General features: G+C 63.7%; 12 protein-coding genes. 11 read left to right on the top strand and 1 reads right to left on the bottom strand.

What is annotated here, in order from left to right; translation table 11 throughout:
* Position 1: 1 nt before the first annotated feature.
* Positions 2-1,345 (bottom strand): exodeoxyribonuclease VII large subunit, encoded by a 1,344-nt coding sequence (gene xseA, locus BM269_RS20310; protein ID WP_090441163.1) that lies wholly within the window; start codon positions 1,343-1,345, stop codon positions 2-4.
* A 903-nt stretch (positions 1,346-2,248) separates the two neighbouring features.
* On the opposite strand from xseA, the gene BM269_RS20305 reads away from it, so the two are divergent.
* The 11 genes from BM269_RS20305 (at position 2,249) to BM269_RS20255 (ending at position 12,894) form a co-directional block, all read left to right on the top strand.
* The gene (locus BM269_RS20305) at positions 2,249-2,854 is read left to right on the top strand and encodes a MotA/TolQ/ExbB proton channel family protein (RefSeq protein WP_090441160.1); all 606 of its coding nucleotides are present in this window, start codon (positions 2,249-2,251) and stop codon (positions 2,852-2,854) included.
* A gap of 21 nt (positions 2,855-2,875) precedes the next feature.
* Positions 2,876-3,295, top strand: a complete 420-nt coding sequence (locus BM269_RS20300) for an ExbD/TolR family protein (RefSeq protein ID WP_090441411.1) — start codon at positions 2,876-2,878, stop codon at positions 3,293-3,295.
* On the top strand, positions 3,295-4,374 hold the full coding sequence (lpxK, locus tag BM269_RS20295) for a tetraacyldisaccharide 4'-kinase (RefSeq protein WP_090441157.1): 1,080 nt from the start codon (positions 3,295-3,297) through the stop codon (positions 4,372-4,374). Before BM269_RS20300 ends, lpxK begins: the two co-directional genes overlap by 1 nt.
* Complete coding sequence (locus BM269_RS20290) at positions 4,355-4,531, top strand: Trm112 family protein (RefSeq protein ID WP_082507565.1); 177 nt, start codon at positions 4,355-4,357, stop codon at positions 4,529-4,531. Before lpxK ends, BM269_RS20290 begins: the two co-directional genes overlap by 20 nt.
* 3 nt (positions 4,532-4,534) lie before the next feature.
* Positions 4,535-5,293 carry a 3-deoxy-manno-octulosonate cytidylyltransferase gene (kdsB, locus tag BM269_RS20285; RefSeq protein ID WP_090441154.1) on the top strand — a complete coding sequence of 253 codons (759 nt, stop codon included), beginning with the start codon at positions 4,535-4,537 and terminating at the stop codon, positions 5,291-5,293.
* Positions 5,294-5,371: 78 nt separating this feature from the next.
* Positions 5,372-6,028 carry an adenylate kinase gene (gene adk / locus BM269_RS20280; protein WP_090441151.1) on the top strand — a complete coding sequence of 219 codons (657 nt, stop codon included), beginning with the start codon at positions 5,372-5,374 and terminating at the stop codon, positions 6,026-6,028.
* 186 nt (positions 6,029-6,214) lie between these two features.
* The gene (locus BM269_RS20275; RefSeq protein ID WP_090441147.1) at positions 6,215-8,437 is read left to right on the top strand and encodes a sodium-translocating pyrophosphatase; all 2,223 of its coding nucleotides are present in this window, start codon (positions 6,215-6,217) and stop codon (positions 8,435-8,437) included.
* A 56-nt stretch (positions 8,438-8,493) separates the two neighbouring features.
* Positions 8,494-8,985 carry a hypothetical protein gene (locus tag BM269_RS20270; protein ID WP_090441144.1) on the top strand — a complete coding sequence of 164 codons (492 nt, stop codon included), beginning with the start codon at positions 8,494-8,496 and terminating at the stop codon, positions 8,983-8,985.
* 63 nt (positions 8,986-9,048) lie between these two features.
* Entirely contained in the window at positions 9,049-9,810 is a 762-nt protein-coding gene (locus BM269_RS20265) for a 3-hydroxyacyl-CoA dehydrogenase (RefSeq protein WP_090441141.1), read from the top strand.
* Between the two features lie 83 nt (positions 9,811-9,893).
* On the top strand, positions 9,894-11,648 hold the full coding sequence (gene ggt / locus BM269_RS20260) for a gamma-glutamyltransferase (protein ID WP_090441138.1): 1,755 nt from the start codon (positions 9,894-9,896) through the stop codon (positions 11,646-11,648).
* A gap of 76 nt (positions 11,649-11,724) precedes the next feature.
* A complete protein-coding gene (locus BM269_RS20255) occupies positions 11,725-12,894 on the top strand; it encodes a patatin-like phospholipase family protein (RefSeq protein ID WP_090441136.1) in 1,170 nt (389 codons plus the stop codon).
* Positions 12,895-12,929: the final 35 nt, after the last annotated feature.

Below are 12,929 nucleotides of genomic sequence, written 5' to 3'. Positions count from 1 at the left end.
GCTAGGTAAGCGTTGGTTGCACGGTGGCTACGCCGATTTCGGCGCTGCCCTCGGCCAGGCGGATACCCAGCGTTTGTCCCGGCTTGATATGCGCCGGTTCGCGCAATACGGCGCCGGCGGCATCGGTGACGATGGCGTAGCCGCGTTCCAGCGTGCGCTGGGGATTCAGTAATTCGAGCTGCGCCGACAGCGCATGCAGGGCATCGCGCCGCTGCAGGAGTTGCCCGCGCATGCTGGCGCCGGCGCGGTGCTGCAGGGCTTCCATTGCTGCCCTTGCCTTGCTCGCGTCCGGCTTGCGCGCGGCCAGCCGGCCGGCCAGCCGGTCGACCGTGAAGCGGGCCTGCTGCAGCGGGTTGCGGGTGGCGTGCATCATGGCGGTGGACAGGCTTTGCAATTGCACGCGCTGCTGCGCGATGCGGGCCGTGGGACTGAGCAGGCGGCGCTGCAGGTTGTCCAGCGTCTGGGTGGCGTCGTTGAGGGCGCGGCGCATGGCGCGGCGCAGGTCGGTGGCGTCGGCGCGCAGGGAACCGAGCCAGTCGGCGCGCGGCGTTGCGGCCAGTTCGGCGGCGGCGGTCGGCGTCGCGGCGCGCACGTCGGCGGCAAAGTCGCAGATGGTGAAGTCGGTTTCGTGGCCAACGCCGGACACCACCGGCATCTGGCAGTTGGCCACGGCGTAAGCGACCACTTCCTCATTGAAGGACCACAGGTCTTCCATGCTGCCGCCGCCACGCACCACCAGCAGCACGTCGCACTCGGCGCGGCGCGACGCGGTGTCGATCGCGGCCGCGATCTGGGCGCCGGCCTGCTGGCCCTGCACCAGGGTAGGGTAGAGCACCACGTTGACGTGCGGCGCCCGGCGCCGCAAGGCGATCAGCACATCGCGCAGGGCTGCCGCTTGCGGGCTGGTGACGATGCCGATGGTGCGCGGGAACAGGGGCAGGGCGCGCTTGCGTTCGGTGTCGAACAAGCCGGCGGCGGCCAGGCGCTCCTTCAGGCGCTGGAAAGCTTCGAACAGGGAGCCCACGCCGGCCCGGCGGATCGCTTCCACATTGATCTGGTAATCGCCGCGCGGCCCGTACAGGGTCACCAGGGCCCGCACTTCGACCTTGTCGCCCTCGCGCGGCACGAAACCGGCGTACTGGGCGCGGCCCCGGAACATCACGGCGCGCACCTGGGCCGCGTCATCCTTCAAGGTGAAATACCAATGGCCGGAGCTGGCGCGCGTGAAATTCGAGATTTCCCCGGAGATCCACTGCAAGGGGAAGGAGCGCTCCAGCAGGCGGGCGACGGCCTGGTTGAGCGCACTGACGGAAATAACCTGGTTGGGTTCGGGGCTGTTGATCATGGGACCTGTCCACACTTTTTGAAAGCGGTCATGCTTATGTCATATATCACTTCAACTCGCAAGTATATTTTGTAAACACATGATTATTAAGGGTAAACGCCAATGCTACATAAGCGGGCAGCGGACGAATTTCCTTATAGATCAAGGACTTTGTCATAGCGAACCGCTGTTACGCACAAAGATATCCACAGAATGTGTGAGGAACTCTTCACCGTTGAAACTTGCGTGATGAAAATGTTTGCAGAGTAACTTTCATTTTAGAAATCAAGGACTTGGCACTCCAGTCTGCCCCTTGCTAACAATTTTATCCACAGAAGCTGTGGGGAAAAATCCTGCCCAAAAATTGAGCGGCGATCGATTGTCGTTACAGATCAAACACTTGCACCATCTCCCGCAGCCTTGCACACACTTTTGTCCACAGAATTTGTGCAGAAAGGGAAGAAATGTCCACTTGGGGTCAGGAACCAAGTGGACATTGCAATGCGAAGTTTTTACGCATGGCAAGAAAGTCCTTATGGATCAAGTACTTCACCCCTCAAGCATAGCCTTGCTAACAATCTTATCAACAGAATATGTGAAGAAGTGCACAGCCGGGGAAAACCGCCACAGTGCCAATGCGCATTTTTTGTGCTTGAGAACAATTCGCTTTCCTATCAAAGGCTTAGCATATAAAAGCCGCCATTCCCCACAATTTTGTCCACAGAATATGTGCAGAACTGGTCCTTCCAGGGCTGATGAAATTTTTTGCATTAGAAAAAATCATCATCAAATCATAGGCTTAATGCGAAATAGTGGGATTGCCAACAATCTTGTCCACAGAAAATGTGAAGAATGCACACACTTGCCTGATAGCTCTCGACACGCTACATTGCGCGTTTAGCTTTTCTTTCTTAGGAGTATGTCTTGCTCGCAATTTTCCAAGCCGCCGGCTGGCCGATCTGGCCTCTGCTGATCGCTTCCATCGTTGCCCTTGCGCTGATCGTGGAACGCCTGATGTATCTTCGCCGTTCGCGCATCATTCCGAAGACACTGTTGGACGAGGTAGTGCGCGTCTATCGCAGCGGAAACATCAACAACGACATCATCAACAAGCTGGAACAATCCTCCCAGCTCGGTGTTGTTCTTTCGGCAGCGTTGCGCAATGTTAACGCTCCACGCGATGTGATGAAGGAGTCGATCGAAGAGGCGGGCGGCGCCGTGGCGCACCAGCTGGAGCGCTTCCTGACCACCCTCGGCACCATCGCCACCCTGGCACCCCTGATGGGCCTGTTCGGTACCGTGGTCGGCATGATCGAGATCTTCGGCTCGCAGAATTCCGCCGGCGCCAACCCTGCGCAACTGGCGCACGGTATCTCGGTGGCACTGTACAACACCGGTTTCGGCCTGGCGATCGCGATGCCGACCCTGGTGTTCTACCGCCACTTCCGCGCCCTGGTTGATTCCTTCGTCATCGACATGGAGCAGCAGGCGGTCAAGTTCGTGGACGTGGTCCACAACTCCCGCAAGTAAGCGAGGGATCAGTTTATGGCGATGAATTTCCGCCGCGGCCAGAAGCGCGAAGATCCCGAGATCAACCTGATCCCGTTTATCGACGTGCTGCTGGTGATCCTGATCTTCCTGATGATCACCACCACGTACAGCAAGTTCACCGAGCTGAAAATCACCCTGCCGACCGCCGATGCGGAAAAGACGGTGGAGCAGCCGAATGACCTGAACGTGACGGTGGATGCCAAGGGTAACTACACCATCAACGGCGAACCGGTGGCGTTCCACGATGTGGCCGGCCTGTCGGAGCAGATGAAGGCAGCTGCCAAGGGCGCCAACCCGATCGTCAAGATCAACGCCGACCAGTTCGCGATGCACCAGATGGTGATCAACGTGATGGAAGCGGCGCGTGTGGCCGGCTTCGAGCGTGTGACCTTCGAGGCGCAGACGGCCCAGGCCAAGTAATGGCCTCATCCCTCGAGACGACGTTCTCGCGCGAATGGTTGCGGCGGGGCGCGCTGGCATGCGCGCTGTGGCCCTTGTCCCTGCTGTTCCGGGGACTGGCCGCCGTGCGCCGCGGCTTGTATGCGGCCGGCGTTTCGCACGCCGAGCGCCTGCCGGTTCCGGTCGTCGTCGTGGGGAATATTTTCATTGGCGGTACCGGCAAGACGCCGCTGACGATCTGGCTGGTGGAGGCGCTGCGCGCGGCTGGTTTGCGGCCGGGCGTTGTTTCGCGCGGGTTTGGCAGCAAGGATGCAGCCCCGCGCGAAGTCGGCGCCGCTTCGACGCCTGCGGAAGTGGGCGATGAGCCGGTCCTGATTGCCGCCCGCACGGCTTGCCCGGTGTTTGTCGGCCGCGCGCGCGCGGCGGCGGGCAAGGCATTGCTGGCGGCCCATCCGGAAGTCGACGTAATCGTCACGGACGACGGCTTGCAGCATTATGCCTTGGCGCGCGATGTCGAAATCGTGCTGTTCGACGCCCGCGGCGTCGGCAATGGCTGGACGCTGCCGGCCGGTCCGCTGCGTGAAGCGCCGTCCCGCAAACGCGATTTCACCGTGGTCAACGCGCCCGAGCTGACGGCAGCGCTGTCGGCCGTCGTCGCGCCGCCCGGCGCCGTGCGCGGCGGCGCGCCGGCTGCTCCCTGGCAGATGCGCCTGGCCGGCGACGTTGCGGAGCGGCTGGCCGGGCGCAGCGAACGCATGCCGCTGGCCGAGCTGGCGCGCCGTGCGGGGCAGGGCGCCGGGCTGCGCGTGGCGGCTGCGGCAGGCATCGGCAATCCAGCCCGCTTCTTTGGCATGCTGCGCGCCGCGGGACTCAAGCCGCAAGAACTGCCGCTGCCCGACCATCATGACTTTAAGGACCGTCCTTTCGCCAATGTCGAGGCCGACTTTATTCTGGTGACGGAGAAGGATGCAGTAAAATGCTGGCAAATTGAAGAATTACGCAACGATCCGAGAATCTGGGTCGTTCCAGTCAGCGCCCGGATCGAAGCGGCGCTGGCCGATCAAATTGTGGAGAAACTACGTGGACGCACGCCTGCTTGATATCCTGGTCTGCCCTGTGTGCAAGGGCCCTCTGGAGTACGATAAAAAAGCCCAGGAAATGATTTGCAAAGGCGATCGCCTGGCATACCCGATCCGCGACGGCATCCCGATCATGTGGGCCGACGAAGCGCGCTCCCTGCCGGACACCACGGAGTAAGCGGTGTCCTTCATCGTCATCATCCCGGCCCGCCTGGCCTCGACCCGCCTGCCCAACAAGCCCCTGGCCGACCTGGGCGGCAAGCCGATGGTGGTGCGCGTCGCCGAACGCGCGAAAGAAGCCGGCGCCGCCCGCATCGTGGTGGCCACCGACCACGCCTCTATTCAGGAAGCCTGCGAACAGCACGGCATCGAAGCCTTCATGACCCGTGCCGACCACCCGTCCGGCACCGACCGCATCGCCGAAGTGGCGCGCGCCATGAACCTGCCGATGGATGCCGTGGTGGTCAACCTGCAGGGCGACGAACCCTTGATCGACCCGCAACTGCTGCAAGCTGCCGCCGCCCGCATCGGCGCCGACGTGCCGATGTCCACCTGCGCCCACCCGTTGCACGATGCGGCCGACGCCTTCAACCCGAACGTGGTGAAGGTGGTGCTGGACAAGCAGGGCCGCGCACTGTATTTCAGCCGTGCCACCATCCCGTGGCACCGCGATGCTTTCGCCCGGGACAAATCAGTCCTGCCGGCCGGCTACGTCCCGCTGCGCCATATCGGCCTGTACGCCTACCGAAACGATTTCTTGCAGGCCTATCCGGCGCTGGAAGCGTCGCCGCTGGAGGGGATCGAAGCGCTGGAGCAGCTCCGCGTCCTCTGGCACGGCTACCCGATTGCCGTCCACGTGACCGATTCCGCCCCGGCCGCCGGCGTGGATACTCCGGAAGACCTGGCGCGTGTGCAAGCTCTCTACAAAAGTGGCGGTTAAGCCAACTTTTGTGGTAAGTTTCTAGCAAGGTGGCTAAGGCATCATCAAAAATTATTATTAAATCGTTTAGGAACATTCATGCGTCTCATTCTGTTAGGAGCACCAGGAGCCGGTAAGGGCACCCAGGCCAACTTCATCAAGGAAAAGTACAACATCCCTCAGATTTCGACCGGCGACATGCTGCGTGCCGCGATCAAGGAAGGTACCGAAATGGGCCTGGCCGCTAAAAAAGTGATGGACGCAGGCCAACTGGTTTCGGACGACATCATCATCGGCCTGGTGAAAGACCGCCTGAAAGCGGCGGATTGCGCCAATGGCTACCTGTTTGACGGCTTCCCGCGTACCACCGCGCAAGCCGACGCGATGAAGGACGCAGGCGTCAAGATCGACTACGTCCTGGAAATCGCCGTGCCGGACGACCAGATCGTCGAACGCATGAGCGGCCGCCGCAGCCACCCGGCTTCGGGCCGTGTTTACCACGTCAAGTTCAATCCTCCTAAAGTCGAAGGCAAGGACGATGTCACCGGCGAAGACCTGGTGCAGCGCGACGACGACAAGGAAGAAACCGTCAAGAAACGCCTGGACGTTTACCACAACCAGACCGAAGTCCTGCTTGGCTACTACGGCGAGTGGGCCAAATCGGGCCAGCCTGGTGCGCCGAAATACCGCAAGATCGAAGGCGTTGGTCCAGTCGACGAGATCCGCGACCGTGCGTTCGCGGCGCTGAGCAGCTAATTTTTTAAACCGGTACACCAGCACGCGGCAGCCGCGTCTTGAGTGTCGGACCCTGCGGGTCTGACACTGGTTTACCGGTTCACAGCGGCCCCCTGGCCGTGAAGTGTCAAAGTTTTGCAGTACGTAGTTCGGTCGTACCGAGTTCGTTTTGTAGCTTTTGATTCTAATAACGTAAGGGGGCAATTTATGGCAGCAAGTTTGTGGTTCGCGATTGCGTGCGGCGTGCTCGCGGTTGTATATGGGTTGTGGGCGCGCAGCTGGATTCTTCGGCAGGACGCGGGCAATGCCCGCATGCAGGAAATCGCGACAGCCATCCAGCAGGGTGCTGCGGCCTACCTGGCCCGCCAGTACCGCACCATCAGTATCGTCGGTGTAGTCCTGCTGGTAGCCATCGGGGTGGCGATCGATATGAAGACCGCCATCGGCTTCCTCCTTGGCGCCGTGCTTTCCGGCGCTTGCGGCTTTATCGGCATGAATGTGTCGGTACGGGCCAATGTGCGCACCGCGCAGGCTGCGTCGGTGGGCATGAACGAAGCGCTCAATGTCGCCTTCAAGGGCGGCGCCATCACCGGCATGCTGGTGGTCGGCCTGGGCCTGCTGGGTGTGGCCGGTTTCTACTGGATCCTCACCGTGATGGGCGCTCCTTCCGCGCCTGCCCCGTCGCTCAACGTGCATGAGGTGCTGAAGCCGATGATCGGCCTGGCCTTCGGCGCTTCCCTGATCTCTATCTTCGCCCGCCTGGGCGGGGGCATCTTCACCAAGGGTGCGGACGTCGGCGCCGACCTGGTGGGCAAGGTGGAGGCGGGCATTCCCGAGGATGATCCGCGCAACCCGGCGGTGATCGCCGATAACGTGGGCGACAACGTGGGCGACTGCGCCGGCATGGCGGCCGACCTGTTCGAAACCTATGTGGTGACCCTGATCGCGACCATGCTGCTTGGCGCGCTGATGATCACCAGCGCACCGGCGCAAGCGGCTATCTATCCGATGCTGCTTGGCGCGGTGTCCATCATCGGCTCCATCATCGGCTGCTCGATGGTCAAGGCGAAACCGGGCAAGAAGATCATGTCGGCGCTGTACACCGGCTTGTGGTGGGCAGCCGGGCTGTCGCTGATCGGCTTCGTGATCGTGACTTGGATGATTTGGCCGGACGACGACATGCGCTACAAGATGCTGGGCGCAACCGTGGTCGGCATCGTGCTGACCGGCCTGATGGTCTATATCACCGAGTTCTATACCGGCACCGAGTTCACCCCGGTGCGCCATATCGCGGAGGCTTCCACCACCGGCCATGGCACCAATATCATCGCCGGCCTGGGCGTATCGATGAAGTCCACCGCCTGGCCGGTGCTGGCTGTCTGCGTGGCGATCATGGTTTCCTTCAAGCTGGCCGGCCTGTACGGCATTGCGATTGCGGCGACCTCGATGCTGTCGATGGCGGGCATCGTGGTGGCACTGGATGCCTACGGCCCGATCACCGACAACGCCGGCGGCATCGCCGAAATGTCGGGCATGCCCGATTCCGTGCGCGCCATTACCGACCCGCTGGACGCGGTGGGTAATACCACCAAGGCCGTGACCAAGGGCTATGCGATCGGTTCCGCCGGCCTGGCCGCGCTGGTGCTGTTTGCCGACTACACCCATGCGCTGGAATCGCGCAACATGTCGATGTCGTTCGACTTGTCCGACCCGATGGTGATCGTGGGCCTGTTCATCGGCGGCCTGATTCCATACCTGTTCGGTGCGATGGCGATGGAAGCGGTGGGCCGCGCCGCCGGCGCCGTGGTGGTGGAAGTGCGCCGCCAGTTCCGCGACATCAAGGGCATCATGGACGGTAGCGGCAAGCCGCAATACGACAAGGCGGTCGACATGCTGACCGCTTCCGCCATCAAGGAAATGATCGCCCCATCGCTGTTGCCGGTGCTGGTGCCGATCCTGGTCGGCATGCTGCTTGGCCCGCGCGCGCTGGGCGGCCTGCTGATGGGTACCATCATCACCGGGCTGTTCGTGGCGATCTCGATGACCACCGGCGGCGGTGCCTGGGATAACGCGAAAAAGTATATCGAGGACGGCAACCATGGCGGCAAGGGCTCCGACGCGCACAAGGCGGCGGTGACCGGCGATACCGTGGGCGACCCGTACAAGGATACCGCCGGCCCGGCGGTCAATCCGCTGATCAAGATCATCAACATTGTGGCGCTGTTGCTGGTGCCGCTGCTGCCGGCCACCGGCATCCTGTCGGTGACCATGGCGCCGATGCAGGCGCAGCAACAGGTCGGGGCGCCGGCGCCAGCGTCGGCGACGGCTGCGGCGCCGCAGGTCGCGGCGCCCGTCGCAGCGTCAACCTCGGCCCCATCCGCAGCCGAGGTGCCGGCGCAAGCGGCCAGCGAGGCGCCAGCGGCGCAGTAAGCCGCGCCACACCTACCCTCTGCGGCGTATGATGACGGTACGCTGCGGAGGGCATCATGAACTTTCCACTCCTGCTGGCGCTGGCCGCCGGGCTGTTCGTCCCGGCCGCTGGCGCCGAAACCCTTGATGAGTACCGGCAACTGCCGGAATGCCGGCTCAGCGCCGACGGCAAGCATTTGCTGCAGCAGCCCTGCCGCACCGCGCGTACCCGCAAGAATCGGCCGCGCCGCCCGGTGCCGCTGATCATCACGCCGACGCCGCGCATTGCGCCGGCGCCCGACCCTGCGCTGAGCTGGGCCCCCGTGCTCACCCAGCGCGATCCGCATGCCGCGCCGACCGCCATCGCCCAACTGCCGCGCGCGGTGGCGCCGGCCGTGCCCATGCCGGTCACGCCCTTGCCCGGTCCCAGTGCGCCCATCCCGGTCCAGTGCGATGCGGGCGGCTGCCGCGACGCTGGCGGCACCTACTATCATGGGACGCCAGGACAGGTGGTCAGCCCGAGCGGAAAAGTGTGTTCCCAGAGCGGGGGATGGATGACTTGCTACTGATTTCGGCTACAATACGCCTCGATTGACGTTTACGTAACGTAAAGTGAATAGGGGAGACAAAGCATGCAAATCAAGGACCAAGTATTCATCATCACCGGCGGCGCCTCGGGCCTGGGCGCGGCCACCGCGCGCATGATCGTCGAGAACGGCGGCAAGGTCGTGCTGGCGGACGTGCAGGTGGAAGCGGGCGAAAAGCTGGCTGCCGAACTGGGCGCGGCCAAGTTCGTGAAGTGCGACGTGACGTCGGAAGCGGACGGCCTGGCTGTGGTGGCCGCGGCTACCGCCATGGGCACCCTGCGTGGCCTGGTCAACTGCGCCGGCGTGGCGCCGGCCATCAAGACCGTCGGCAAGGATGGCCCGCATCCGCTGGACTCCTTCGCACGCACCATCAGCATCAACCTGATCGGCACCTTCAATATGTGCCGCCTGGCGGCCGATGCCATGGGCAAGACCGAGGCGGCGGAGTGGGGCGAGCGCGGTGTGATCATCAATACCGCATCGGTGGCGGCCTTTGACGGCCAGATCGGCCAGGCGGCTTACGGCGCGTCCAAGGCCGGCGTGGCCGGCCTGACCCTGCCGATGGCGCGCGACCTGTCGCGCAGCGGTATTCGTGTGATGACCATTGCGCCGGGTATCTTCGAGACCCCGATGCTGCTGGGCATGCCGCAGGAAGTGCAGGACGCGCTGGGCAAGATGGTGCCGTTTCCGCCACGCCTCGGCAAGCCGTTCGAATACGCTTCGCTGGCGAAGTCCATTATCGAAAATACCATGCTGAATGGCGAGACGATCCGCCTGGATGGCGCGATCCGCATGCAGCCTAAATAAGACTGATACGCGGTGCTCGCATGCCGAGTGCCGGACCCTGCGGGTCTGGCACTGAATTGCCGGTTTTCGTGTAGCATGGCCGGATGAAAGCCATCGCCCTTGCCCTTGCCCTTGCAGCGCTCTGCTGCACCAGCTTCCCGCTGCACGCCCAAGACAACCGCGCTCCCGAAATCGCCACAGGCTGGCAGGACAAAGCCGGCTGGTCCGCACAGAAATTCATGGTGGCCGCAGCCAACCCGCTGGCTACCGAAGCCGGCTACCAGATGCTGAAACAGGGCGGTTCCGCCGTCGACGCGGCCATCGCCACCCAATTGGTACTGACCCTGGTCGAGCCGCAATCCTCGGGCATTGGCGGCGGCGCCTTCCTGATGCATTGGGACGGCAAGAAAGTGCGCGCCTTCGATGGTCGTGAAACCGCGCCCGCAGTCGCCACCGAAACCTTGTTCCAGGACGCCAACGGCAAGCCTTTGCCGCGTGCCGAAGGCGTGGTTGGCGGACGTTCGGTGGGCGCGCCCGGTGTGTTGCGCATGCTGGAACTGGCGCATAAACAATACGGCAAGCTGGCCTGGCCCAAGCTGTTCGCCCCCGCCATCAAGCTGGCCGACGAGGGCTTTGCCGTCAGCCCGCGCCTGCATGCCTTGCTGAGCAGCGAGCGTTACCTGCAGCGCGATCCGGTCGCTGCCGCTTATTTCTTCGATAAGGACAAGCAGCCCTGGCCCGTCGGCCACGTCCTGAAGAACCCGGCGCTGGCCAAGACCCTGCGTGAAATCGCCGCCGAAGGCGCCGACGCCTTCTACCGCGGCCACATCGCGCGCGACATCGCCGCAAAAGTGCAGGGCCACCCAAGCAACCCCGGCGGCCTGACGGCGGCCGATATCGCCGGCTACCAGGCCAGGGAGCGTGAGCCGCTGTGCGCCGACTACCGCGCCTACACCGTTTGCGGCATGCCGCCGCCTTCGTCCGGCGGCGTGGCGATCGCGCAGATCCTCGGCATCATGGAAAACAGCAAGATCGGCGACTATGCGCCGGTGAACGGCGTGATCGGCGCCGACGCCATCCACCTGATGTCGGAGGCGGAACGCCTGGCCTATGCGGACCGCAACCGTTATGTGGCCGACACCGACTTCGTGCCGTTGCCGGGCAAGGGCGCCAGCGGCCTGCTCGATAAATCCTACCTGCGCCAGCGCGCCGCCCTGATCGGCGACAAGTCGATGGGCCGCGCCCGCGCCGGCGTGCCGGCCGAAGTCAAGGTGGCCTGGGGCGACGACACCGCACTGGACAAGCCATCCACCTCGCACCTGGTGGTGGTGGACGCCTTTGGCAACGGCATTTCGATGACCACCTCGGTGGAAGACGCCTTCGGCTCGCGCCAGATGGTGGGCGGCTTCCTGCTGAATAACCAGCTGACCGATTTTTCCTGGGACTCGGCCGACGAAAACGGCCCGGTCGCCAACCGGGTGCAGCCGGGCAAGCGCCCGCGCAGCTCGATGGCGCCGACCCTGGTGTTCGACAAGCAGACCAGGAAGCTGGTGCTGGCTGCCGGTTCGCCGGGCGGTTCGACCATCATCAACTACGTGGCCAAGGTGCTGGTCGGCACCCTGGACTGGAAGCTGAACGTACAGCAGGCCATCAGCCTGCCCAATTTCGGCAGCCGCAACGGCCCGACCGAAATCGAAGCGGGCAAGGTTCCGGCCGAGGTGGTGGCGCAGTTGAAGGCGCGCGGCCATGAAGTGCGCCAGGTCGAGATGAACTCCGGCCTGCAAGGCTTGCAACGCACGCCAGGCGGCTGGTTCGGCGGCGCCGATCCGCGCCGGGAAGGCATCGTGCGCGGCGAGTGACGGGCGCGCGACAGGCCAGGAGCGGGCAGGGCCGCCAGGCATTCCCGCCCCGCAGCCAGCATGTTACCCTTGATAAATGGGCATGAAAAAGAAAACAGGCTTGATCCTGACGGGCGGTGGCGCCCGTGCGGCGTACCAGATTGGCGTTTTGCAGGCGATCTCGGAAATCCTTTGGGAAGAGGGATGGCCGCCGGCACGTAATCCCTTCCAGATCATTTGCGGTACTTCGGCTGGCGCCATCAACGCCACTGCCTTGGCCTGCCGTGCCGACAACTTTGGCGAAGGCGTGCAAAAACTGCTCGATGTGTGGAGCAACTTCGAAGCGAACCAGGTCTACCGCGCCGACTCGCTGGGCGTGCTGCGTTCAGGAGCGCGCTGGCTGTCGCTGCTGTCATTCGGCTGGCTGCTGCGCAAATGGCGCGCAGCGCCGCCGCAGTCGCTGCTCGACAACACGCCGCTGGTGAACCTGCTGCACCGGATGCTGGACTTGCCGCGCCTGGACAACTGCCTGCAGGAAGGCCTGCTGCACGCGGTGGCGGTCACCGCCTCGTCCTACACCGGCGGCCAGCACATCACCTTCTACCAGACCGCGGCCGAAATCGCGCCCTGGGTGCGGATGCAGCGGGTGGCGATGCAGGACCAGATCGGCGTGGAGCACTTGCTGGCGTCGTCGGCGATTCCCTTCATCTTCCCAGCCACGCCGCTGTACATGGGCGGCCACCTGGAATTTTGCGGCGACGGTTCGATGCGCCAGCTGGCGCCGATTTCGCCTGCCATCCACCTGGGCGCGCAGAAGGTGCTGGTGGTCGGTGCCGGCCGCCTGACCGAGCCGCCGCGCCAGATGACCGAAACGCCGCGCTATCCAAGCCTGGCGCAGATTGCCGGCCACGCCATGTCGTCGATCTTCCTGGACGGCCTGGCGGTCGACATCGAGCGCCTGAACCGGGTCAACCAGACCCTGTCCGTGTTGCCGGAGGACCTGCTGGCCAAAACCCCCTTGCGGCCGGTCGAACTGCTGGTGATTGCGCCCTCCGAACGGCTGGACGACCTGGCCGCGCGCCATATCGGCAGCCTGCCGGCACCGATCCGCACCATGCTGTCGGGGATCGGCGCCACCGAGGCGCGCGGCTCGGCGCTGGCATCCTACCTGCTGTTCGAATCGAGCTACACCCAGGAATTGATCCGCCTCGGCCAGCGCGATACACAGGCGCGGCGTGCCGATGTACTGGCATTTTTCGGGTCTTGACGGTGACCAATAGTAAAATGGCAGCTTTTGTCCCG

Origin of the sequence: Duganella sp. CF458, assembly GCF_900113115.1 — a bacterium.
In the GTDB taxonomy this organism is placed as follows: Bacteria; Pseudomonadota; Gammaproteobacteria; order Burkholderiales; family Burkholderiaceae_D; genus Rugamonas.
Note: the sequence above shows the minus strand (reverse complement) of the source record. Positions and strands in the feature narration are given on the sequence as shown.

Excerpts from the sequence above, each read along its gene's own strand:
- xseA (WP_090441163.1), bottom strand. The coding sequence starts at position 1,345 with ATGATCAACAGCCCCGAACCCAACCAGGTTATTTCCGTCAGTGCGCTC.
- BM269_RS20300 (WP_090441411.1), top strand. The coding sequence starts at position 2,876 with ATGAATTTCCGCCGCGGCCAGAAGCGCGAAGATCCCGAGATCAACCTG.
- lpxK (WP_090441157.1), top strand. The coding sequence starts at position 3,295 with ATGGCCTCATCCCTCGAGACGACGTTCTCGCGCGAATGGTTGCGGCGG.
- adk (WP_090441151.1), top strand. The coding sequence starts at position 5,372 with ATGCGTCTCATTCTGTTAGGAGCACCAGGAGCCGGTAAGGGCACCCAG.
- BM269_RS20275 (WP_090441147.1), top strand. The coding sequence starts at position 6,215 with ATGGCAGCAAGTTTGTGGTTCGCGATTGCGTGCGGCGTGCTCGCGGTT.
- BM269_RS20270 (WP_090441144.1), top strand. The coding sequence starts at position 8,494 with ATGAACTTTCCACTCCTGCTGGCGCTGGCCGCCGGGCTGTTCGTCCCG.
- BM269_RS20265 (WP_090441141.1), top strand. The coding sequence starts at position 9,049 with ATGCAAATCAAGGACCAAGTATTCATCATCACCGGCGGCGCCTCGGGC.
- ggt (WP_090441138.1), top strand. The coding sequence starts at position 9,894 with ATGAAAGCCATCGCCCTTGCCCTTGCCCTTGCAGCGCTCTGCTGCACC.
- BM269_RS20255 (WP_090441136.1), top strand. The coding sequence starts at position 11,725 with ATGGGCATGAAAAAGAAAACAGGCTTGATCCTGACGGGCGGTGGCGCC.